Origin of the sequence: Pseudomonas sp. UBA6310 (genome assembly GCF_002438225.1) — a bacterium.
GTDB lineage: Bacteria > Pseudomonadota > Gammaproteobacteria > Pseudomonadales > Pseudomonadaceae > Pseudomonas_O > Pseudomonas_O kuykendallii.
The window spans coordinates 14,769-36,398 of the sequence record NZ_DJTK01000064.1 but is presented as its reverse complement, the minus strand read 5'-3'; the positions used below and the strand labels follow the sequence as shown (position 1 = coordinate 36,398).

Sequence of the window (21,630 nt, the reverse complement as noted above, 5' to 3'; positions counted from 1 at the left end):
TATGAGCCCGACGAGCTACCAAACTGCTCCACCCCGCGACAAAGCTGGGGCGAAAGTATACGGTTATTTACCCTTTCAGGTCAACCGAACCTCCGCTGACAGCAAAGCCCGCTATTGCGGGCTTTGCTGAGTATTGGTACCGAGGAGGGGACTCGAACCCCTACAGCCTATGGCCACTACCACCTCAAGGTAGCGTGTCTACCAATTCCACCACCTCGGCAAAACTTGCCTTTTACTTCTGCTCTGGAGCCTGAGGTACGTCAGCGCCATCGTTGGCCGCTGGCTTTTGCTCTTCGAGCACCGGCACATCACTTGCTGCCGATTCTTTCTTCTGCACTTCCATGACCGCCGGATCAGGCAGGCCGACGTTAGTCAGCGCCTCAGCCTTTTCCTTAGCAAAGTAACCTAAGCCCAAGCTAGTCAAGAAAAAAACGGTGGCCAGTATAGCAGTAACTCGACTCAGAAAGGTAGAGGAACCTTGGCCGCCAAATACGGTTGCGGAAGCGCCGGAACCAAAAGAGGCACCCGCATCCGCACCTTTTCCCTGCTGCAGAAGCACCAGAGCGATAACGCTAAGAGCCCCCAGCAGATGAACAACGATTACGACAGTTTGCAGCATTTCATCAGCATCCCGCGGCGCGACAGATCGCACCGAATTCATCCGCATTCAAGGAGGCACCACCAATCAGCCCCCCATCGATATCCGCCATGCCAAACAGCTCGGCGGCATTGGTGGCCTTGACGCTGCCGCCGTAAAGAATCCTCATACCCTGCGCCACTTCGGCGCTCTCGCCCGCCAACTGCGCGCGAATCGCCGCGTGGACCGCTTGCGCCTGGGCCGGCGTCGCAGTCAGTCCGGTACCGATGGCCCAGACCGGCTCATAGGCGATCACCGCATTGAAGAAGGCACCGATGCCTAATTCATGGATGATGCTACCCAATTGCTCGGACACCACTTCGAGCGTCCGCCCCGCCTGACGCTGCTCCAGCGTCTCGCCAACACAGAGGATGGGCACCAACCCATGCGACTGCGCCGCGATGAACTTGCGACTGAGCAACTCGTCACTCTCGCCGAACAGCTGGCGGCGCTCGGAATGCCCGATCAACACCAGCTTGCAACCTGCATCAGCCAACTGAGCCGCGGAAACTTCTCCCGTCAGCGCACCTTGCCAAGGCTCTTTCGCGCAGTTTTGCGCACCGACCGCTATGGGCGAATCGGCGAGAACCTCGAGCACGCGCTCTACATGGAGAAAAGGCGGCAGTACGGCGACTTCGACCGAATCCGGTATCGCCAGTTGGCGAACACCTTGGGCGAGCGCATCAGCGCTGGCGCGGGTACCGTGCATTTTCCAGTTACCAGCAACCATCGGGCGACGCATGCTCAACCTCGTCGATCAAAGTGGGCGCAGATGTTAACCAAGAGCTTGCGGACTGGCAAGCGAATCAAGCACATACCTCTGTCACGACCTTCGCCAACTCATCGGCGTAGCCGCGCACCTGGGCTTCATCGTCACCTTCGACCATCACCCGCACCAGCGGCTCGGTGCCCGACTTGCGCAACAGCACGCGGCCGCGCCCCGCCATGCGCTCCTGAACACGCTCGCAGGCGTCCTGGACAGCCGGGTGCTGGACCGGATCCAGATCGCCGGAAAAACGCACGTTGACCAGAACCTGCGGGCACTTGCGCAGTGCCTGGCGCGCTTCGGCCAGCGTCTGCCCGCGACGCTTGAGCGCCATCAGCACCTGCAGTGCGGCGATGATCGCGTCGCCGGTGGTGGTGTACTGGCAGCACACGATGTGCCCGGAATTCTCGCCACCCAGCTGCCAGCCACGCGACAGCAGCTCGCTCATCACGTACCGGTCGCCCACCTTGGCGCGGACGAACGGAATATCGAGCTCCTTGAACGCAAGCTCGAGCCCCAGGTTGCTCATCAGGGTGCCGACTACACCACCCTGCAACCGACCCTGCTCGTGCAGATCGCGAGCGATCACGTAGAGCAGCTCGTCACCGTCGACGATGGCGCCGGTGTGATCGACCATCAGCACGCGATCGCCGTCGCCATCGAAGGCGATGCCGATGTCCGCGTGCTGCTCGATGACGGCCGCCTGCAACGACTCCACATGGGTCGAACCGCACTGGTCGTTGATGTTCAGACCATTGGGCTGGGCTGCAAGAACGCTGACCTCGGCACCCAACTCGCGGAACACGTTCGGCGCCACCTTGTAGGTCGCCCCGTGGGCGCAGTCGACGACGATCTTCAGCCCGGCGAAATCGGTACTGGTCGGCACACTGCTCTTGCAGAACTCGATGTAGCGTCCGGCGGCGTCGTTGATCCGCGAGACCTTGCCCAGCTTAGCGGAATCCACCACCACCATCGGCGTATCGAGCAGCTCCTCGATCATCAGTTCTACCTCGTCGGGCAGCTTGGTGCCGTGGCCGGAGAAGAACTTGATGCCGTTGTCGTAGTGCGGATTGTGCGAGGCGCTGATGACGATACCCGCCTCGGCGTGGAAGGTGCGGGTCAGGTAGGCAATCGCGGGTGTCGGCATGGGCCCGAGCAGCAACACATCGGCACCGGCCGCGGACAAGCCGGCCTCCAGCGCGGATTCGAACATGTACCCGGAGATGCGCGTGTCCTTGCCCACCAGAATCCGGCAGGCGCCCTGGCGACGAAACGCCATTCCAGCGGCCCAGCCGAGCTTGAGCATGAAGTCCGGCGTAATGGGAAATTGCCCGACCAGTCCACGAATACCGTCGGTGCCGAAATACTTTCTGCTCATAACCGCTCCATCAATTCATTCCGCCGCTTCCACCGCGGCGATCATTCGAACCACATCGACCGTCTCGGCCACGTCATGCACCCGCAGGATATGCGCGCCCTTGGCTACCGCGAGGGCCGCAAGGGCTAGGCCACCATACAGGCGGCCTTCGACGCCACATCCAAGCGCCTGGCCGATCATGCTCTTGCGCGAGACGCCCACCAGCAGCGGCAGGCCGAAGCGCAACACGGCGTCGAGGTGCTTGAACAGGCTCAAATTATGCGCCAGGTTCTTGGCAAAGCCGAATCCCGGATCGAGGAGCAGCCTTTCACGGCCGATTCCCGCGGCCTCGCACAGCGCGACGCGCGCCCCCAGATAGTCACAGACCTCTTCGACGACGTCCCCATAAGCCGGACGGTCCTGCATGGTCGCCGGCTCGCCACGCATGTGCATCAGGCACACCGCCAGACCGCTCTCAGCAGCCGCCTGCAGGGCGCCCTCTCGACTCAGCGAACGCACATCGTTGATCAGGCCCGCACCCTGCCGGGCGCTTTCGCGCATCACCTGGGGAGTGGAGGTATCCACCGAGATGATCACGTCGAGTTCGGCCGCGATCGCCTGGACGACCGGAATGACGCGCTCGAGCTCTTCGTCCACGGATACGACGGCGGCGCCCGGACGGGTCGACTCGCCGCCGACATCGATCAACTTCGCCCCTGCCGCGACCATGGCTTCGGCGTGCCGTAACGCATCGTCGAGCGCATTGAAGCGGCCGCCATCGGAAAAGGAATCGGGGGTAACGTTGAGAATGCCCATGACATGCGGGCGGCTTAAATCAAGAACCCGGTTGCCGCAAGGCAACCGGGTCTGGTTTTGCTGAACGATCATGACTGCCTTAGTGTTCGCCGGCCGGACCACCGATCGGGGTTTCCGGGCGATCACCCTCTGGGCGCGTCACGGTCGGACCCGAGGCGCCGCCCGTACCGTCCTGCCAGTCACGCGGCTCGCGCGGTATACGACCGGCCATGATGTCGTCGATCTGGTCGGCATCGATGGTTTCGTACTTCATCAGCGCTTCGGCCATGCGATCGAGCTTGTCGCGGTTCTCCACCAGAAGCTGCTTGGCGGTGCCGTAGCAGTTGTCGATGATGCTGCGGATTTCCAGATCGATAAGCTTGGCGGTATCCGCGGACATGCTGGCGTTCTGGCTGCTGCCGCCACGACCGAGGTAACCCTCGTTCTCGTCCTCGGCATACATCAGCGGGCCAAGCTTCTCGGACAGACCCCACTTGGTGACCATGTTCTTCGCCAACTGGGTAGCGCGCATGATGTCGTTCGAGGCACCGGTGGTGACGCCGTCGAAGCCCAGCGTCATCTCTTCGGCGATACGGCCGCCGAACAGCGAGCAGATCTGGCCGATCAGCGCACGCTTGGACAGGCTGTAGCGGTCTTCCTCGGGGAGGAACATGGTCACGCCCAGAGCGCGGCCACGCGGGATGATCGAGACCTTGTAGACCGGATCATGCTCGGGAACCAGACGCCCTACGATGGCATGGCCGGCTTCGTGATAGGCCGTATTGAGCTTTTCCTTGTCCGACATGACCATAGTCTTGCGCTCGGCGCCCATCATGATCTTGTCTTTGGCCAGCTCGAATTCCTTCATGTCGACGACACGCTTGCCGGAGCGCGCGGCGAACAGCGACGCTTCGTTGACCAGGTTGGCCAGGTCGGCGCCGGAGAAGCCCGGCGTACCGCGCGCGATGACCGCGGCCTTGACGTTCTCGCCCATCGGCACCTTGCGCATGTGCACGTTGAGGATCTGCTCGCGGCCACGGATGTCCGGCAGGCCGACCACCACCTGGCGGTCGAAACGGCCCGGACGCAGCAGCGCGGGGTCGAGCACGTCGGGACGGTTGGTCGCCGCGATGACGATGATGCCGTCGTTCATCTCGAAGCCGTCCATCTCCACCAGCAACTGGTTGAGGGTCTGCTCGCGCTCGTCGTGACCGCCGCCCATGCCAGCGCCACGATGGCGGCCGACGGCGTCGATCTCGTCGATGAAGATGATGCAGGGTGCGTGTTTCTTCGCCTGGTCGAACATGTCACGAACGCGGGACGCACCCACGCCGACGAACATCTCGACGAAATCGGAACCGGAAATGGTGAAGAACGGCACCTTGGCCTCACCGGCCACGGCCTTGGCCAGCAGCGTCTTGCCGGTACCCGGCGAGCCGACCATCAGCACGCCGCGCGGAATACGCCCGCCCAGGCGCTGGAATTTGCCCGGATCGCGCAGGAACTCGACCAGCTCGCTGACCTCCTCCTTGGCCTCGTCGCAACCGGCGACGTCGGCGAAGGTGGTTTTCACCTGGTCCTCGGAGAGCAGGCGCGCCTTGGACTTGCCGAAGCTCATCGGCCCACCCTTGCCGCCGGCGCCGCCCTGCATCTGGCGCATGAAGAACATGAACACCGCGATGATCACCAGGATCGGGAAGCTCGCCACCAGCAGTTGAGTCCAGATGCTCTGCTGCTCGGGCTGCTTGCCTTCGATGACCACGTTGTTGTCGATCAGGTCACCGATCAGACCACCGTCCTGGATCGCCGGGCGGATGGTCTTGAAGGTGTCGCCGTCGGCACGCTTGCCGGTGATGACGTAGCCATCCACGGTGACGCGCTCGACCTTGCCGTCCTTGACCTGCCCGATGAAGTCCGAGTAGTTCAGCGTCTGCGGCTCGGTGGGGCTGGAGAAGTTGTTCATCACGGTCACCAGGACGGCCGCGATGATCAACCACAGAATCAGATTCTTTGCCATGTCGTTCAATTCTCTAACCCTCTGGAGCAGGCCAATTCGACCTCGTACCCGCATGACGGCTGGTTGGTAACCCGCCTAACTTACTATACAACCCCACCCCGGGCGGGAGGTGTCTGTAACCCTTTATATCGTTGAGACTGCCAGAAAAGCGCTTTAGTGCAATCACTCTCCGCGGAAACCGCGGGCCAGCAGGTACTGCTCACGGGAGCGATCGCGGGAGGACAGCGGCTTGCGCATCTGCACCTTGTCGAACTGCTCGCGGACTTGCTTGTGGTAAAGATCGAAACCTTCGCCCTGGAAAATCTTGATCAGGAAATCGCCCCCCGGACGCAACACCCGGCCGGCGAGATCCAGTGCCAGCTCGCACAGATACATGGCGCGCGGCTGATCAGAAGCCCTCACTCCACTCATATTGGGGGCCATGTCGGAAATCACAAGGTCCACCGGGTTTTCGCCAATGGCCTCGAGGATACGGGCGAACACCGCATCGTCGGTGAAGTCACCCTGAATGAAGGTCACGTCGGGGATGCTGTCCATCTCCAGGATGTCGGAGGCGATCAACCGGCCACGGTCGCCAATGACCCGGCTGGTGACCTGCGACCAGCCTCCCGGCGCCGCGCCGAGGTCGACGACGGTGATGCCGGGCCGCAGGATGCGGTCCTTCTCCTGGATTTCCAGCAGCTTGTAGCTGGCGCGCGAACGGTAGCCGTCCTTCTGCGCCATCTTCACATAGGGGTCGTCGAAATGTTCTTTCAGCCAACGAGGGCTAGTCTTGGAACGGGCCACGAGGCACCTCGGGTAACGAATGTGATTGGCTGAGCGCGGCCCGAATCGCTCGGGTAAACTACGCCACTTTTTTGCAAAACGAATCGAACAGGGGTCGGATTATGGCGCTCACTCAAGAGCAGAAGAAGCAATACAAATCTATCGGCCACCACCTGAAACCGGTATTGATCGTCGCCGAGAACGGCCTCAGCGAAGGCGTCGCCGCCGAGCTCGACCGCGCGCTGAACGATCACGAGCTGATCAAGGTGCAGTTCCGCATCACCGAACGCGAAGAGCGTATCGCCCTGATCGAAGCGGTGTGCAAGAGCGGCCGGGCCCAGCTGGTGCAGATGATCGGCAAGATGGCGCTCATCTATCGCAAGAACCCGCAGCCGAACAAGAACCTCTCCAACCTGCACCGCCACCAGGCCTGACACCGCCAGGCGGAGCCTTCAGCTCCGCGGCTGGCCCGGCACCGGCTGCAACACCAGCAGCGCACCGCAAAAACCCAACAGCAGGTAGACGAAGCGCGGGGCGAACTCGGCGCCGGGCAAGCCTGCGCGCAGCAGCGGGTAGGTAGCCGAGATCAGCAGGAGACCCAGCAGCAGCCGACCGCGCGCTTGTTGCCACAGGCTCGGGAAACCCTCGGCCTGCGCCAGGATCAAGCCCTGCAGCACCACGCAGAACGCCGCGAAGGCTACCAGCAGTGCACGCAATCCGGCGCCAACTTCCTCGACCAGCAAGGGCGCCAGGCCGATTCGCTGCAGCGCGGGCACCATCACGAAGTGCAGCAGCCACAGGCCGCCGACCCAGAAGGTCTGCGCCAACCGCCAGGCGGCGGCGCCGGCCCGCAGGCGCAGGTCAGATATGGCGAACCTCGACGATCTCGTACTCGACCAGACCGCTGGGCGTCTTCACGCCCACGGCGTCGCCTTCCAGCTTGCCGATCAGCGCACGGGCGATCGGTGAACTGACCGACAGCTTGCCCTGCTTCACGTCGGCCTCGTCCTCGCCGACGATCTGGTAGGTGACGCTCTCGTCAGTCTCGACATTGGCGATCTCCACGGTGCTGCCGAAGATCACCTTGCCGGTGTGCTCGATGGTCGTCACATCGATCACCACCGAGTTCTGCAGGCGGCCTTCGATGTCACGGATACGCGCCTCGACCATCCCCTGCTGCTCGCGGGCGGCGTGGTACTCGGCGTTTTCCTTGAGGTCACCCAGCTCGCGAGCGGTGCCGATGTCCTGGCTCAGCTTCGGACGGACGACCTTGGTCAGGTGGGCGAGTTCTTCTTCCAGGGCGCGGGCGCCCTGCACGGTCATGGGGTACTTGGTCATGCGTTGATTCCTGCGTGAAGGTCCTGCAGACGGCGCACGGTCTTTTCCGGACCGAATTTGAGCGCTTCACAGATCGCCTGGCCACCGGCGATGGTGGTGGTGATGCAGATCTTGTGCTGCAGAGCGTTACGACGGATGGAGTAGGAGTCGGCGATGGATTGGCGACCCTCGGTGGTGTTGATGATCAGGGTGACTTCGTCGTTCTTGATCATGTCGACCACATGAGGACGGCCCTCGGTCACCTTGTTGACGCGCCGCACCGGCAGGCCGGCAGCCTCGATGATACGCGCCGTGCCGGCGGTGGCGACCACTTCGAAGCCGAGGCCGACCAGGTCGCGGGCAACCTGCTCGACGAACGGTTTGTCGTCGTCGCGCACGCTGATGAAGGCGCAGCCGGCGTTCGGCAGGATTTCGCTGGCGCCCAGTTGGGCCTTGGCGAAGGCCTCGGCGAAGTTGTCGCCGACGCCCATCACTTCACCAGTGGATTTCATCTCGGGGCCGAGGATCGGGTCCACGCCGGGGAACTTGGCGAAGGGGAACACGGCTTCCTTGACGCTGAAGAACGGCGGGATGATTTCCGTGGTGAAGCCGATTTCCTTGAGCGACTTGCCAGCCATGACCCGCGCGGCGATCTTCGCCAGCGAGGTGCCGATGCACTTGGACACGAACGGCACGGTGCGCGAGGCACGCGGGTTCACCTCGAGCACATAGATGTCTTCGCCCTGGACGGCCATCTGCACGTTCATCAGGCCGATCACGCCCAGCTCCAGCGCCATCTTCTTGACCTGGCTGCGGATCTCGTCCTGGATCGCCATCGGCAGCGAATACGGTGGGAGCGAGCACGCCGAGTCGCCGGAGTGAACGCCAGCCTGTTCGATGTGCTGCATGATCGCGCCGATCACCACGTCTTCACCGTCGCACACCGCGTCGATGTCGACCTCGATGGCGCAGTTGAGGAAGTGGTCGAGCAGCACCGGGCTGTCGTTGGACACCTGCACCGCCTCACGCATGTAGCGCTTGAGTTCGTCCTCTTCGTAGACGATCTCCATCGCGCGGCCGCCCAGCACGTAGGACGGACGGACCACCAGCGGATAACCGATGCGCTTGGACGCGGCGATCGCCTCGTCTTCGCTGCGCGCGGTGGCGTTCGGCGGCTGACGCAGGTTCAGGCGCTCGACCATCTGCTGGAAGCGCTCGCGGTCTTCGGCGCGGTCGATGGCGTCCGGGCTGGTGCCGATGATCGGCACGCCGGCTTCTTCCAGCGCGCGGCAGATCTTCAGCGGAGTCTGCCCGCCATACTGCACGATCACGCCTTTCGGCTGCTCGACGCGGACGATTTCCAGCACGTCTTCCAGGGTCACCGGCTCGAAGTACAGGCGGTCCGAGGTGTCGTAGTCGGTGGAGACGGTTTCCGGGTTGCAGTTGACCATGATGGTCTCGTAGCCGTCTTCACGCATCGCCAGCGCCGCGTGCACGCAGCAGTAGTCGAACTCGATGCCCTGGCCGATACGGTTCGGACCGCCGCCGATCACCATGATCTTGTCGCGGGTCGACGGATTGGCCTCGCACTCTTCCTCGTAGGTCGAGTAGAGGTAGGCGGTATCGGTGGCGAACTCGGCGGCGCAGGTATCGACGCGCTTGTACACCGGCAGCACCTTCAGCTTGTGACGGTGGCTGCGCAGGTTCTTCTCGGTAACACCGAGCAGCTTGGCCAGGCGGGCGTCGGAGAAGCCCTTGCGCTTGAGCCGGCGCATCAGTTCGTAGTCGATGCTGGAAAGGCCGAGGGTCTTGACCTTCTCCTCCTCCTTGACCAGGTCCTCGATCTGCACGAGGAACCAGGGATCGATCTTGGTCAGGCCGAAGATCTTCTCCATCGAGTAGCCGGCGCGGAAGGCATCGGCGAGGTACCAGACGCGGTCGGCGCTGGGCACGGTCAGCTCGCGCTTGAGGATGCTGTCGGCTTCCGGGTTGCTCAGGTCGAGCTTCGGATCGAAGCCGGCGGCGCCGACCTCGAGGCCGCGCAGCGCCTTGTGCATGGATTCCTGGAAGGTGCGGCCGATGGCCATCACTTCACCGACGGACTTCATCTGGGTGGTCAGGCGGGCGTCGGCCTTGGGGAATTTCTCGAAGGCGAAACGCGGGATCTTGGTGACGACGTAGTCGATGGCCGGCTCGAACGACGCCGGGGTGCGACCGCCAGTGATGTCGTTCTGCAGTTCGTCGAGGGTGTAGCCGACGGCCAGCTTGGCGGCGATCTTGGCGATCGGGAAGCCGGTGGCCTTGGAAGCCAGCGCCGAGGAGCGCGACACGCGCGGGTTCATCTCGATGACGACCATGCGGCCGGTGTCCGGGCAGATGCCGAACTGCACGTTGGAGCCGCCGGTTTCCACGCCGATCTCGCGCAGCACCGCAAGCGATGCGTTACGCAGGATCTGGTATTCCTTGTCGGTCAGGGTCTGCGCCGGCGCCACGGTGATCGAGTCGCCGGTGTGCACGCCCATCGGGTCGAAGTTCTCAATGGAGCAGACGATGATGCAGTTGTCCTTCTTGTCGCGGACCACCTCCATCTCGTACTCCTTCCAGCCGATCAGCGATTCGTCGATCAGCAGTTCGGAAGTCGGCGACAGGTCGAGGCCGCGGGCGCATATTTCCTCGAACTCCTCGCGGTTGTAGGCGATGCCGCCGCCGGTGCCGCCCATGGTGAAAGACGGCCGGATGATGCACGGGAAGCCGACCTTGTCGAGGACGCCGTAGGCTTCTTCCATGTTGTGGGCGATGCCGGAAACTGGGCAGGCCAGGCCGATGTCCTTCATCGCCTTGTCGAAGCGCGAGCGGTCTTCGGCCTTGTCGATGGTGTCGGCGTTGGCACCGATCATCTCGACGCCGAACTTCTCCAGGACGCCGTGCTTTTCCAGGTCGAGCGCGCAGTTCAGCGCGGTCTGCCCGCCCATGGTCGGCAGCAGCGCGTCGGGGCGCTCCTTCTCGATGATCTTGGCCACGGTGGCCCACTTGATCGGCTCGATGTAGGTGGCGTCGGCCATGGCCGGGTCGGTCATGATGGTGGCCGGATTGGAGTTCACCAGGATGACGCGGAAACCCTCTTCCTTAAGCGCCTTGCACGCCTGCGCGCCGGAGTAGTCGAACTCGCAGGCCTGGCCGATGACGATGGGGCCGGCGCCGAGGATCAGGATGCTTTTGATGTCTGTACGCTTGGGCATGGGACTCTCGTGCTCTACAAATCAGGTCAGGGTTGCGCCGGCCAGCTTGATGCCGAAACCGACGAACATGGCGCCCACGCCGGAGGTGGCCCCGGCAGACAGGCGTTGGCGCTGGCGGAACCACTCGGCCAGACGCACACCGCAAAAAATCAGGAAACTCAGGTACAGGAAGCTGATCGCTTCGAGGATGGTTCCCAGCACCAGGAACGACAGACCGGGATAGGCATAGGCCGGGTCGACGAACTGGATGAAGAAGGAGATGAAAAACAGGATCGCCTTCGGGTTGGACAGGCTGAGGAACAGCGCACGACCGAACGGGTTGCTCACCGGGTCATGGCTCTCCAGCGCCTGCGACGGCACTTCCGGCGCATGCAGCTTGCGCCAGGCGCCGCGCAGCATGCCGATACCGAGATAGAACAGGTAGGCCGCGCCCAGGTACTTGAGCACCACGAACAGCATCGGCATCGTTTTCAGCAACGAAGCGATGCCCAGGGCCGAGAGCAGCATCAGGATCGCGTCACCGAGGAACACCGCACTGGCCGCCCGGTAGCCGCGCGCCACGCCATGCTGCGCCGAGGTGGCGAGCACGAACAGCGAGTTCGGCCCCGGCAGCAGGATGACGAACAACGCACCCAGCACGTAGGTCCAGAGGTCGGTGATTCCCAGGCTTGGCAGCATCTCGTCTATCTCAGCGGCGCTCGGCCATGGCCGCGATGAAACGGTCGAACAGCGGCGCCACGTCATGCGGGCCGGGGCTCGCTTCCGGGTGACCCTGGAAGCTGAAGGCGACCTTGTCGGTACGCTCGATGCCCTGCAGGGTGCCGTCGAACAGCGACTTGTGGGTCGCCCGCACGTTGGCCGGCAGGCTCGCCTCGTCCACCGCGAAACCGTGGTTCTGGCTGGTGATCATCACCACGCCGGTCTTCAGATCCTGCACCGGATGGTTGGCGCCGTGGTGGCCGTTGGGCATCTTCACGGTCTTCGCGCCGGAGGCCAGCGCCAGCAGTTGGTGACCCAGGCAGATGCCGAACACCGGGATCTCGGTCTGCAGGACTTCCTGGATGGCCGAGATCGCGTAATCGCACGGCTCCGGATCGCCCGGGCCATTGGCCAGGAACACGCCGTCCGGGTTCAGCGCCAGGGCTTCGCTGGCGGGCGTTTGCGCCGGCAGCACGGTGATCCGGCAGCCACGCGCCACCAGCATGCGCAGGATGTTGGTCTTCACCCCGAAATCATAGGCGACCACGTGGTAAGGCAACTCGCCGGAGGGAATCTCGGCATGATCGTCGGTGCCCAGGCTCCACACGCTGGAACGCCACTCGTAACGCTGCTTGACCGACACTTCCTTCGCCAGGTCCATGCCCTTGAGGCCAGGAAAGCTGCGTGCCAGCTCGAGCGCGCGCTCTTCGGTGGCGTCTTCGCCGGCGAGGATGCAGCCGTTCTGTGCGCCTTTCTCACGCAGGATGCGGGTCAGGCGGCGGGTATCGATACCGGCGATCGCGACGGTGCCGTTGGCTTCGAGGTATTCGGGCAGCGACTGCTTGTTGCGCCAGTTGCTGGCCAGCAGCGGCAGGTCGCGGATCACCAGACCGGCGGCCCAGACCTGGCCCGATTCGGCGTCCTGCGGCGTGGTGCCGGTGTTGCCGATGTGCGGATAGGTCAGGGTGACGATCTGCTGGGCGTAGGATGGATCGGTGAGGATTTCCTGATAGCCGGTCATGGCGGTGTTGAACACCACTTCGCCGACGGTTTGCCCGTTGGCGCCAATGGATTCGCCGCGAAAAATGCTGCCGTCGGCAAGGGCCAGAATGGCAGGTTTAGGGGCAGGCATAGTCAGAAGACCTCCGGTAGATCAGGGCTGGAGCAAAACGCAGGTTGTAAAAAAGCGGGATGACGTGTGAAGGTCATCCCGCTTTTTGTTAATAGCCATCTGCGTAACTTTTAGTGGGCACACTAAAGCGGGCAGCTTACAGAAAAAGCCTTTCCCGGTCCAGCCGAAACCCGGGAAGAGCTCCAGGCCAGGGCGAAAAACGCGGTGCCTGCCGAGCCAGGGCGTAGACGCCACTCAGGCCAGGCCGAGAACATCCTGCATGTCATAAAGCCCCGCTTCACGCCCTTCGAGCCACAGCGCCGCACGCACCGCCCCCTTGGCGAAGGTCATCCGGCTGGACGCCTTGTGGGTGATCTCGACGCGTTCCCCGTCCGCCGCGAACAGCACGGTGTGGTCGCCGACGATGTCGCCCGCGCGCACCGTGGCGAAACCGATGGTCTGCCGGTCGCGTGCGCCGGTCTGCCCTTCACGCCCGTACACCGCCACTTCGCGCAGATCGCGACCAAGCGCCTCTGCGACCACTTCACCCATGCGCAAGGCGGTGCCCGAAGGCGCATCGACCTTGTGCCGGTGGTGCGCCTCGACGATCTCGATGTCCACCTCGTCGCCCAGCACCCGCGCGGCGGTGTCGAGCAGCTTCAGGCAGAGGTTCACGCCGACGCTGAAGTTGGCGGCGAACACCAGCGGAACGTCTTTCGCCGCGGCGACCAGTTGCTGCTTCTCTTCCTGGCTCAGCCCGGTGGTGCCGATGACCATAGCCTTGCCGGCACGCCGGCAAATTTCCAGGTTCTTCAGCGTCACCGAGGGGTGAGTGAAGTCGATCAGCACGTCGAACTCGTCGACTACCCGGCTCAGGTCGCCGGACAGCGGCACGCCGATGCGGCCGATTCCGGCCAGCTCACCGGCGTCGGCGCCGACCAGGGTGCTGTCCGGGCGATCCACCGCCGCGGTCAGCCCGGCGGCGCCCGCGGTCTGCTGCACCGCCTCGATGAGGATCTTGCCCATGCGCCCGGCGGCGCCCATTACTGCAATACGTCGCATACATCAGCTCCAGCTGAGCGCGTCGGCCCGCGGCGTTCACACCACGACCCGACGCGAGGATTTACAGGTCGCCGAAGAAACGCTTCATGCCTTCGAACCAGCCACTGGCCTTGGGCGAGTGCGAGCTGTCGCTCTGCAGGCTGCCGCGGAACTCTTCGAGCAGCTCGCGCTGGCGCTTGCTCAGGTTCACCGGGGTTTCCACCTGCACCTTGCACATCAGGTCGCCGGCACCGCCACCGCGAACCGGCGCCACGCCCTTGCCGCGCAGCCGGAACAGCTTGCCGGTCTGGGTGCTTTCCGGAATCTTCAGCTTCACGCGACCATCCAGGGTCGGCACTTCCAGTTCGCCGCCCAGCGCCGCGTCGGCGAAGCTGATCGGCACCTCGCAATAGAGGTGCTTGCCGTCACGCTGGAAGATCGGGTGCTCGCGCACGTTGACCACCACGTAGAGGTCGCCCGCGGGACCGCCCATCGCGCCGGCCTCGCCTTCGCCCGACAAACGAATGCGGTCGCCGGTATCCACGCCCGGCGGCACCTTGACCGACAGCGTCTTGTGTTCCTCTACGCGCCCCTGCCCATGGCAGGCCTCGCACGGGTCGGGAATGATCTTGCCGGCGCCATGGCAGCGCGGGCAGGTCTGCTGCACGGAGAAGAAGCCCTGCTGCATGCGCACCTGGCCGATGCCGCCGCAGGTCGGGCAACCGACTGGCGTCGAGCCCTTCTTCGCGCCGCTGCCTTCGCAGACCTTGCAGTTGACCAGCGTCGGCACGCGGATGGTCACCGTGGTGCCGCGCACCGCTTCTTCCAGGTCCAGCTCGAGGGTGTAGCGCAGGTCGTTGCCCCGCGCCGGGCCACCGCGCGAACCGCCGCGGGCACCGCCGAAGAAGTCGCTGAACACGTCACCGAAAATGTCGGAGAAGCTGGCGTTGTTGCCGAAACCGCCACCACCGCCCATCTGCGGGTCGACCCCGGCATGGCCGTACTGGTCGTAGGCCGCGCGCTTGCTGGCATCGGAAAGCACTTCGTAGGCCTCGCTGGCCTCCTTGAACTTCTCTTCCGCCGCCTTATCGTCCGGGTTGCGGTCGGGGTGGTGCTTCATCGCCAGACGCCGGTAGGCCTTCTTCAACTCGGCTTCGCCGACACCGCGCTCGACACCCAGAATCTCGTAATAATCTCGTTTAGCCATAACCCTTAAATTCCTCCAGCAGCCTGTTCATTGGCGCAACAGACTTGTCGCTCCACCAGATACGCCAACGCGGGAGCAAGCTCCCGCGCGGCGTGTCTGGACGCGCGAGGCTAGAACCCCGCGCCGTGGAGCCGAAGCAAGCGATGCTTACTTGTTGTCCTTGACCTCTTCGAACTCGGCGTCAACCACGTCGTCGCCGCTCTTCGCCTCGGCCCCGTCCTGGGCAGGCTCACCGGCCTGCGGCTGCTCGGCATACATTTTCTGCGCCAGCGGAGCGGAGGCCTGGGACAGTGCGGTCATCTTCGCTTCGATTTCCGCCTTGTCGTCGCCTTTCACCGCCACTTCGAGGTCGCCGATGGCTTTCTCGATGCTGGCTTTCTCGTCGGCGCTGACCTTGTCGCCCGCCTCGACGATCATCTTGCGAGTGGCATGCGCCAGTTGGTCGCCCTGGTTGCGTGCACCGGCCAGCTCTTCGAACTTGCGGTCTTCCTCGGCATTCGCCTCGGCGTCGCGGACCATCTTCTCGATCTCGTCATCGGACAGGCCGGAGTTGGCCTTGATCACGATCGACTGGGTCTTGCCGGTGGCCTTGTCCTTCGCGCCCACGTGCAGGATGCCGTTGGCGTCGATGTCGAAGGTCACCTCGATCTGCGGCACGCCACGCGGAGCCGGCGGAATCTCGGCCAGGTCGAACTTGCCGAGAGACTTGTTCTGCGCGGCCTGCTTGCGCTCGCCCTGCAGCACGTGAATGGTCACGGCGCTCTGGTTGTCGTCGGCAGTCGAGAACACCTGCGACTTCTTGGTCGGGATGGTGGTGTTCTTCTCGATCAGGGCCGTCATCACGCCGCCCATGGTCTCGATACCCAGGGTCAGCGGCGAAACGTCGAGCAGCAGCACGTCCTTGACGTCGCCGGCCAGCACGGCGCCCTGAATGGCGGCACCCATGGCCACGGCTTCGTCCGGGTTGACGTCCTTGCGCGCTTCCTTGCCGAAGAAATCGGCCACGCGCTTCTGCACCAGCGGCATGCGGGTCTGGCCGCCGACCAGGATCACGTCGTCGATGCTGCCCACGTCAATGCCGGCGTCCTTCAGCGCCAGACGGCACGGCTCGATGGTGCGCTCGACCAGGTCCTCGACCAGCGACTCCAGCTTGGCACGGGAGATCTTCACGTTGAGGTGCTTCGGACCGGTCGAATCGGCGGTGATGTACGGCAGGTTGACGTCGGTCTGGGAGCTCGACGACAACTCGATCTTGGCCTTCTCGGCAGCCTCTTTCAGGCGCTGCATGGCCAGCGGATCGCCCTTCAGGTTCATCCCGGTTTCTTTCTTGAACTCGTCGACGAGGTAGTCGATCAGGCGGATGTCGAAATCCTCGCCACCGAGGAAGGTGTCGCCGTTGGTGGCCAGCACTTCGAACTGGTGCTCGCCGTCGACTTCGGCGATCTCAATCACCGACACGTCGAAGGTACCGCCGCCCAGGTCATAGACGATTACGGTGTGGTCGCCCTTGGCCTTGTCCATGCCATAGGCCAGCGCCGCCGCGGTCGGCTCGTTGATGATGCGCTTGACGTCGAGGCCGGCGATGCGGCCGGCGTCCTTGGTGGCCTGGCGCTGGCTGTCGTTGAAGTAGGCCGGAACGGTGATCACCGCTTCGGTGACCGGCTCGCCGAGGTAGTCTTCGGCGGTCTTCTTCATTTTCTTCAGCACTTCCGCGGAAATCTGCGGCGGCGCCATCTTCTGGCCCTTCACTTCGACCCAGGCGTCACCGTTGTCCGCCTTGGCGATCTTGTACGGCACCATCTGGATGTCTTTCTGCACGACGTCTTCTTCGAAGCGACGGCCGATCAGGCGCTTCACCGCGTACAGGGTGTTTTGCGGATTGGTCACCGCCTGGCGCTTGGCCGACTGGCCAACCAGCGTCTCGCCGTCGTTGGTGTAGGCGATGATCGACGGCGTGGTGCGCGCACCCTCGGCGTTCTCGATGACCTTGACGTTGCCGTTTTCCAGAATTGCGACGCAGGAGTTGGTGGTCCCCAGGTCGATACCGATGATTTTGCCCATGTCTTCTCTCTCCGAAACTTGGTTTTAGCGCGCCCCGCAGCGGGTCGCGGTAGCTCTATTCGCTTGACTAAACAGATGGGGGCCAGCCGGCCGATTTCAAGCCTTCTCGTTGATCGAAGGCGGCGCTTCGCTTGGCGCCTTGCTGACCACCACCATCGCCGGGCGCAGCAGGCGCCCGTTGAGCAGGTAACCCTTCTGGAACACCTTGAGCACGCTGCCCGGCTCGGCATGGGTGCTTTCTTCCATGGCCATCGCCTGGTGGTGTTCGGGGTTGAACGGCGCGCCGTGCGGATCGACCGCCTCCAGCTGATAGCGCTTGAGGGTGTCGTGGAACAGCTTGAGGGTCAGCTCCATGCCTTCACGCACGGCCTTGATCGACTCGTCGTCGGGGCTGGACAGCTCCAGGCCTCGTTCGAGGCTGTCGACGACCGGCAGCAGGTCGCTGGCGAATTTCTCCAGCGCGAACTTGTGCGCCTTCTCCACGTCCTGCTCGGCGCGGCGGCGCACGTTCTGCAGATCGGCAGCGACACGCAGGGACTGGTCCTGCGCCGCCGCCAGTTGTTCTTCGAGCGCCTGCACGCGGGCGCCCAGGTCCTCCGAAGACTCTACCGGCGCGTCCGCGCCCGTGTCCGGGGATTGGGGGTCCAGGTTATGTTCGTCAGCCATGCATTCCTCCTCTTGATCGGTCGCCGGTCGTGCCGGGCGCTTCTGTCCGCCTATATGGGGCCGCATTCGCCCGCTTCAAGGGCGCCGACCCGGCATCCCGGCCAACAATCCGCCCAACCGACGGAACGGATTGTCAGGCGCCACACAACCACTGTATAAATACCCAGCCATCACGTCGGGAGTATTCATCATGCTGGTGCACCTGTCCGTTCATAACTACGCCATCGTCGAACACCTCGATCTCGAGCTGGACCGCGGCATGAGCGTGATTACCGGCGAAACCGGCGCCGGCAAGTCGATCATGCTCGACGCTCTCGGCCTGACCCTCGGCGACCGTGCCGACAGTGGCGCCGTCAGGCCGGGCGCCGACAAGGCGGACATCCTCGCCAGCTTCGACCTCGGCGACATCCCCGAGGCGCGCGCCTGGCTCGCCGAGCGCGACCTGGACAACGATGGCCCGTGCATCCTGCGCCGGGTGATTACCGCCGAAGGCCGTTCGCGCGCTTACATCAACGGTGCGCCCTGCCCGCAGGCCGACCTGAAAAGCCTCGGCGAGCTGCTGATCGACATCCACAGCCAGCACGAGCATCAGTCGCTGCTGAAGGCCGACACCCACCGCCGCCTGCTCGACGAATTCGTCGGTGCCAGCGAGCTGGCACGCCAGGTCCAGCTCGCCGCCCAGCGCTGGCGCCAGACCCACCAGGAGCTCGAGCGCATCTCCAGCAGTGGCGACGAACAGCGCGCCCGCCACCAGTTGCTCAGCTATCAGATGGAAGAGCTGGAAAACCTCGCCCTCGGCGAACACGAGCTGGAGGAACTGGAACAGGAACACAAGAGCCTGACCAACGCCGAAAGCCTCCTCGGCGCCTGCCGCCACGTCATCGAACTCTGCGCCGAGAGCGACTCCGGCAACGTGCTCTCCGCTCTAACCGCCAGCCTGCAGCGCCTGGGCAACCGCTCCAGCCAGCCCGGCGCGCTCAACGAGGCCGCCGAACTGTTGTCCAGCGCGCAGATCCAGGTCGAGGAAGCCGTCGGCGAACTGAATCGCTTCCTCGATCATTTCGACGCCGACCCGGCACGCCTGCAGACGCTCGAGGAACGCCTCGACGCGATCTACACCCTGGCCCGCAAGCATCGGGTGCAGCCGGCGGAACTCGCGGCGCTGCAGCAACGCCTGCTCGACGAACTGGAAACCCTCAATGCCGACGACGAAGCCCTGGAGCGGCTGGCTCAGGAGCTGGCCTCCTACGCGCGTCACTACCAGGAGAAAGCCACCGAACTCAGCGGCCTGCGCAACGAAGGCGCGCCACGCCTGGCCAGCGCGGTCGAAGTCGAGATGCAACGCCTGGGCATGCCCGGCGGACGCTTCGCCATCGAACTGCGCGAAATCGCCGCGACGGACCCGCATCCCACAGGGCTGGAGCAGGTCGAGTTCCTGGTCAGCGCCAACCCCGGCCAGCCGCTCAAGGGTCTGGCCAAGGTGGCATCCGGCGGCGAGCTGTCACGAATCAGCCTAGCGGTGCAGGTGATCACCGCACAGACCTCGAGGGTCCCGACGCTGGTGTTCGACGAAGTGGACGTGGGTATCGGCGGGCCGACCGCGGAAGTGGTCGGTCAGCTGCTGCGCCGCCTCGGCGAGCGAGGCCAGGTGCTCACGGTGACCCACCTGCCGCAGGTCGCCGCCCAGGGCCATCAGCATCTCTTCGTGCACAAGGCGCGCGGCAGCGACGAAACCCGCACCGCGGTGGCCAAACTGGATGCGCCGGGTCGCGTGGAAGAGATCGCGCGGATGCTCGGCGGCGTCGACCTCACGGAGGAATCCCTGGCCCACGCGCGGAAAATGGTCGAAACCGCGAACGGCTGAGCATCAGGAACGATGACGCCGACATGAAAAAGGCGACCCTCAGGTCGCCTTTTTTTCACAACGGATCGATCACTTCTTGTTGGTGCGCACGTAGAGCACCAGGTTGTGATCGACCAGCTCGAAACCGTGCTCGAGCACGATTTCCTTCTGCCGCCGCTCGATCTCGGCATCCATGAATTCGATGACTTCCCCGGTATCCACGCAGACCATGTGATCGTGGTGACCGCTGTCCGCCAGTTCGAACACGGCGTGGCCGCCGTCGAAGTTGTGCCGAGTGACCAGACCGGCCGCCTCGAACTGGGTGAGCACGCGATAGACGGTAGCCAGGCCGACGTCCTCGCCCGCCTCCATCAATGCCTTGTAGACGTCTTCAGCGCTCATGTGACGCTGATCGGTCGAGTCCAGCATCTGCAGAATCTTGACCCGCGGAAGGGTTACCTTCAGGCCAACTTTGCGAAGTTCGTTATTTTCAACCATGGTCAGCTTTCTCGTGGCTGCTGCTTCGCAGCACCTTCCAATGCAAGTATGATCGGGGTTTTCGTGGCCCAGCCAAGATAGTGGAAGTAACCCACCGATGCAAAACACCAAGCTCCTGATTACCAGCTTTAGCCTAGTGGGGCTGTTGGCTCTCGCCGGCTGCTCGTTCCCCGGCGTTTACAAGATCGACATCCAGCAGGGCAATGTCGTAACTCAGGACATGATAGACCAGTTGAAGCCTGGAATGACCCGTCGCCAGGTGCGGTTTATCATGGGCAACCCGCTGCTCACCGACACCTTCCACACCAATCGCTGGGATTATCTGTACAGCATCCAGCCGGGCGGCCGTCAGCGCCTGCAGGAGCGCGTCAGCCTGACCTTCGACCAGAACGACCTGCTGGTCGGCCTGAACGGCGACTTCATGCCGGGCGTCAGCCGCGACGAAGCGATCCTCGGCACCGATGGCAGCACCCAGCCGCAAGCGCCGAGCCAGCAACCGCAGAAGAGCGAAGAGAGGCCGGCACCCGGCTCGCTGCTCGAGCAGATCCAGCGCGATGTCGACGACGTCAAGTCGGTGCCGGTGCCGACGCCCACGCCGCTGGAAACCTCGCCGCAGTAAATCAGACGTGCAGAAAAAAGCCCGGTTCGCCGGGCTTTTTCATGCCTGGGATTCGCCCCGCTCGCGTAGACGGGCCTTTTCCGCGCGCTGCTTGCGCACTTCCTTGGGGTCGGCGACCAGCGCCCGGTAGATTTCAACCCGGTCGCCGTCCTCCAGCACGCGTCGCTGCGGATCGGCCAGCACCTTGCCGAAGATCCCCAGCGGGCTGCCATGCAGGTCCAGCCGGGGAAATTCCGCGTCCATGCCACTGGCGACTACCACCGATCGAGCGTCGCTTCCCGGCGGCACCTCGCGCGTCAGCAACACCTGCCGGCCCGCCTCCGCGTAGACCACTTCGACGCGAATCATAGGGTCAGCCGTAGAGCTGCTTGGCGCGCTGGCAGAACGCATCGACAAGCGTATTCGCCGCCTGGTTGAACAGCGGGCCGAGCGTCGCCTTGACCAGCGGACCGGCGTAATCGAAGGTCAGGTCGAGGCTGATCTTGCAGGCCTTGTCGGTCAGCGCCTTGAACTGCCAGACCCCGTGCAACTGGCTGAACGGCCCCTCCTCCAGGTCCATCACGATGGTCTGCCCGGGCGTCAGCGTGTTGCGCGTGATGAACTGCTGGCTGAGCCCGGCCTTGGCCACGCTGAGGCTGGCGCGCATGGAGGTGGTGTCGGCATCCAGCACCGCGCTGGCGGAGCACCAGGGCAGGAACTCCGGGTAGCGCGCCACGTCGTTGACCAGGTCGTAGAGCGCCTGGGCCGGGTACGGCAGCAAGGCCGAACGTTGAATATGGGTACTCATTTTCTACCTGTTCAGTTCCACAACTGGGCGGTGAAGACGACCAGAATGCCGAATGGTGCCACATATCGCATGAGGAGGAACGCCAGCGCGAACAGCCGCGGGCTGCGCATCGCCAACTCGTCGCGCACCGCATCGCGCCCCATGATCCAGCCGGCGAAGACCACGAAACACAGCCCACCGAGCGGCAACATGATCCGCGAGGTGA

At 63.9% G+C, this 21,630-nt stretch carries 21 protein-coding genes, 1 tRNA gene and 1 pseudogene; 3 read left to right on the top strand and 20 right to left on the bottom strand.

From position 1 onward, the window contains the following. Positions 1–134: 134 nt before the first annotated feature. The 7 genes from B3E91_RS15265 to rlmE form a co-directional block, all read right to left on the bottom strand. Positions 135–220 (bottom strand) — tRNA-Leu (locus tag B3E91_RS15265). A gap of 12 nt (positions 221–232) precedes the next feature. Next, entirely contained in the window at positions 233–619 is a 387-nt protein-coding gene (gene secG, locus B3E91_RS15260) for a preprotein translocase subunit SecG (protein ID WP_273234262.1), read from the bottom strand. Between the two features lie 4 nt (positions 620–623). Continuing rightward, positions 624–1,379, bottom strand: a complete 756-nt coding sequence (gene tpiA, locus B3E91_RS15255) for a triose-phosphate isomerase (protein ID WP_090223617.1) — start codon at positions 1,377–1,379, stop codon at positions 624–626. Positions 1,380–1,443: 64 nt separating this feature from the next. Further along, on the bottom strand, positions 1,444–2,781 hold the full coding sequence (gene glmM / locus B3E91_RS15250) for a phosphoglucosamine mutase (protein WP_287030258.1): 1,338 nt from the start codon (positions 2,779–2,781) through the stop codon (positions 1,444–1,446). A 15-nt stretch (positions 2,782–2,796) separates the two neighbouring features. After that, on the bottom strand, positions 2,797–3,648 hold the full coding sequence (folP, locus tag B3E91_RS15245) for a dihydropteroate synthase (RefSeq protein WP_287030256.1): 852 nt from the start codon (positions 3,646–3,648) through the stop codon (positions 2,797–2,799). A 7-nt stretch (positions 3,649–3,655) separates the two neighbouring features. Continuing rightward, positions 3,656–5,572 carry an ATP-dependent zinc metalloprotease FtsH gene (gene ftsH / locus B3E91_RS15240; protein ID WP_273234255.1) on the bottom strand — a complete coding sequence of 639 codons (1,917 nt, stop codon included), beginning with the start codon at positions 5,570–5,572 and terminating at the stop codon, positions 3,656–3,658. Between the two features lie 162 nt (positions 5,573–5,734). Beyond that, the gene (gene rlmE, locus B3E91_RS15235) at positions 5,735–6,358 is read right to left on the bottom strand and encodes a 23S rRNA (uridine(2552)-2'-O)-methyltransferase RlmE (RefSeq protein WP_090223625.1); all 624 of its coding nucleotides are present in this window, start codon (positions 6,356–6,358) and stop codon (positions 5,735–5,737) included. Positions 6,359–6,459: 101 nt separating this feature from the next. Here rlmE and yhbY point away from each other — a divergent pair, with 101 nt between their 5' ends. Next, a complete protein-coding gene (yhbY, locus tag B3E91_RS15230) occupies positions 6,460–6,771 on the top strand; it encodes a ribosome assembly RNA-binding protein YhbY (protein ID WP_090223626.1) in 312 nt (103 codons plus the stop codon). An 18-nt stretch (positions 6,772–6,789) separates the two neighbouring features. On the opposite strand, the gene B3E91_RS15225 is transcribed toward yhbY, so the two are convergent. From B3E91_RS15225 to grpE, 9 genes are all read right to left on the bottom strand, one after another. Further along, the gene (locus B3E91_RS15225; protein ID WP_414708273.1) at positions 6,790–7,191 is read right to left on the bottom strand and encodes a DUF4149 domain-containing protein; all 402 of its coding nucleotides are present in this window, start codon (positions 7,189–7,191) and stop codon (positions 6,790–6,792) included. A gap of 7 nt (positions 7,192–7,198) precedes the next feature. Continuing rightward, positions 7,199–7,675 (bottom strand): transcription elongation factor GreA, encoded by a 477-nt coding sequence (gene greA / locus B3E91_RS15220; protein ID WP_090223630.1) that lies wholly within the window; start codon positions 7,673–7,675, stop codon positions 7,199–7,201. Next, complete coding sequence (gene carB / locus B3E91_RS15215) at positions 7,672–10,893, bottom strand: carbamoyl-phosphate synthase large subunit (RefSeq protein WP_090223632.1); 3,222 nt, start codon at positions 10,891–10,893, stop codon at positions 7,672–7,674. The genes greA and carB overlap by 4 nt, the downstream gene beginning before the upstream one ends. A 21-nt stretch (positions 10,894–10,914) precedes the next feature. Further along, complete coding sequence (gene leuE, locus B3E91_RS15210; protein ID WP_273235108.1) at positions 10,915–11,568, bottom strand: leucine efflux protein LeuE; 654 nt, start codon at positions 11,566–11,568, stop codon at positions 10,915–10,917. A gap of 13 nt (positions 11,569–11,581) precedes the next feature. Beyond that, positions 11,582–12,724: a glutamine-hydrolyzing carbamoyl-phosphate synthase small subunit gene (gene carA / locus B3E91_RS15205; protein ID WP_287030248.1), complete on the bottom strand. Its 1,143-nt coding sequence runs from the start codon at positions 12,722–12,724 to the stop codon at positions 11,582–11,584. A 234-nt stretch (positions 12,725–12,958) separates the two neighbouring features. Then, positions 12,959–13,765 (bottom strand): 4-hydroxy-tetrahydrodipicolinate reductase, encoded by an 807-nt coding sequence (dapB, locus tag B3E91_RS15200; RefSeq protein WP_090223635.1) that lies wholly within the window; start codon positions 13,763–13,765, stop codon positions 12,959–12,961. A gap of 61 nt (positions 13,766–13,826) precedes the next feature. Further along, positions 13,827–14,951, bottom strand: coding sequence for a molecular chaperone DnaJ (dnaJ, locus tag B3E91_RS15195; protein ID WP_090223637.1), 1,125 nt, complete (start codon positions 14,949–14,951; stop codon positions 13,827–13,829). Between the two features lie 147 nt (positions 14,952–15,098). Continuing rightward, complete coding sequence (gene dnaK / locus B3E91_RS15190) at positions 15,099–17,012, bottom strand: molecular chaperone DnaK (protein WP_287030245.1); 1,914 nt, start codon at positions 17,010–17,012, stop codon at positions 15,099–15,101. 96 nt (positions 17,013–17,108) lie between these two features. Next, positions 17,109–17,744 (bottom strand): nucleotide exchange factor GrpE, encoded by a 636-nt coding sequence (grpE, locus tag B3E91_RS15185; protein ID WP_090223640.1) that lies wholly within the window; start codon positions 17,742–17,744, stop codon positions 17,109–17,111. Positions 17,745–17,868: 124 nt separating this feature from the next. On the opposite strand from grpE, the gene recN reads away from it, so the two are divergent. Continuing rightward, the gene (gene recN, locus B3E91_RS15180) at positions 17,869–19,542 is read left to right on the top strand and encodes a DNA repair protein RecN (protein WP_287030238.1); all 1,674 of its coding nucleotides are present in this window, start codon (positions 17,869–17,871) and stop codon (positions 19,540–19,542) included. 69 nt (positions 19,543–19,611) lie between these two features. Here the strand turns inward: recN and fur are convergent, their stop codons facing one another. Next, positions 19,612–20,019 (bottom strand): ferric iron uptake transcriptional regulator, encoded by a 408-nt coding sequence (gene fur / locus B3E91_RS15175; RefSeq protein ID WP_090223643.1) that lies wholly within the window; start codon positions 20,017–20,019, stop codon positions 19,612–19,614. A 97-nt stretch (positions 20,020–20,116) separates the two neighbouring features. On the opposite strand from fur, the gene B3E91_RS15170 reads away from it, so the two are divergent. Beyond that, entirely contained in the window at positions 20,117–20,638 is a 522-nt protein-coding gene (locus B3E91_RS15170) for an outer membrane protein assembly factor BamE (protein ID WP_287030232.1), read from the top strand. 39 nt (positions 20,639–20,677) lie between these two features. Here the strand turns inward: B3E91_RS15170 and B3E91_RS15165 are convergent, their stop codons facing one another. The 3 genes and pseudogenes from B3E91_RS15165 to B3E91_RS15155 form a co-directional block, all read right to left on the bottom strand. Then, positions 20,678–20,986, bottom strand: a complete 309-nt coding sequence (locus B3E91_RS15165; protein WP_287030230.1) for an RnfH family protein — start codon at positions 20,984–20,986, stop codon at positions 20,678–20,680. A gap of 4 nt (positions 20,987–20,990) precedes the next feature. After that, positions 20,991–21,425, bottom strand: coding sequence for a type II toxin-antitoxin system RatA family toxin (locus B3E91_RS15160; protein WP_273234703.1), 435 nt, complete (start codon positions 21,423–21,425; stop codon positions 20,991–20,993). A gap of 11 nt (positions 21,426–21,436) precedes the next feature. Next, positions 21,437–21,630, bottom strand: a pseudogene (locus B3E91_RS15155) (sodium-dependent transporter); the annotation flags it as partial.

Coding starts and splice junctions, on each gene's coding strand:
- secG (WP_273234262.1), bottom strand. CDS start 619: ATGCTGCAAACTGTCGTAATCGTTGTTCATCTGCTGGGGGCTCTTAGC.
- tpiA (WP_090223617.1), bottom strand. CDS start 1,379: ATGCGTCGCCCGATGGTTGCTGGTAACTGGAAAATGCACGGTACCCGC.
- glmM (WP_287030258.1), bottom strand. CDS start 2,781: ATGAGCAGAAAGTATTTCGGCACCGACGGTATTCGTGGACTGGTCGGG.
- folP (WP_287030256.1), bottom strand. CDS start 3,648: ATGATCGTTCAGCAAAACCAGACCCGGTTGCCTTGCGGCAACCGGGTT.
- ftsH (WP_273234255.1), bottom strand. CDS start 5,572: ATGGCAAAGAATCTGATTCTGTGGTTGATCATCGCGGCCGTCCTGGTG.
- yhbY (WP_090223626.1), top strand. CDS start 6,460: ATGGCGCTCACTCAAGAGCAGAAGAAGCAATACAAATCTATCGGCCAC.
- greA (WP_090223630.1), bottom strand. CDS start 7,675: ATGACCAAGTACCCCATGACCGTGCAGGGCGCCCGCGCCCTGGAAGAA.
- carB (WP_090223632.1), bottom strand. CDS start 10,893: ATGCCCAAGCGTACAGACATCAAAAGCATCCTGATCCTCGGCGCCGGC.
- carA (WP_287030248.1), bottom strand. CDS start 12,724: ATGCCTGCCCCTAAACCTGCCATTCTGGCCCTTGCCGACGGCAGCATT.
- dapB (WP_090223635.1), bottom strand. CDS start 13,765: ATGCGACGTATTGCAGTAATGGGCGCCGCCGGGCGCATGGGCAAGATC.
- dnaJ (WP_090223637.1), bottom strand. CDS start 14,951: ATGGCTAAACGAGATTATTACGAGATTCTGGGTGTCGAGCGCGGTGTC.
- dnaK (WP_287030245.1), bottom strand. CDS start 17,012: ATGGGCAAAATCATCGGTATCGACCTGGGGACCACCAACTCCTGCGTC.
- grpE (WP_090223640.1), bottom strand. CDS start 17,744: ATGCGGCCCCATATAGGCGGACAGAAGCGCCCGGCACGACCGGCGACC.
- recN (WP_287030238.1), top strand. CDS start 17,869: ATGCTGGTGCACCTGTCCGTTCATAACTACGCCATCGTCGAACACCTC.
- fur (WP_090223643.1), bottom strand. CDS start 20,019: ATGGTTGAAAATAACGAACTTCGCAAAGTTGGCCTGAAGGTAACCCTT.
- B3E91_RS15170 (WP_287030232.1), top strand. CDS start 20,117: ATGCAAAACACCAAGCTCCTGATTACCAGCTTTAGCCTAGTGGGGCTG.
- B3E91_RS15165 (WP_287030230.1), bottom strand. CDS start 20,986: ATGATTCGCGTCGAAGTGGTCTACGCGGAGGCGGGCCGGCAGGTGTTG.
- B3E91_RS15160 (WP_273234703.1), bottom strand. CDS start 21,425: ATGAGTACCCATATTCAACGTTCGGCCTTGCTGCCGTACCCGGCCCAG.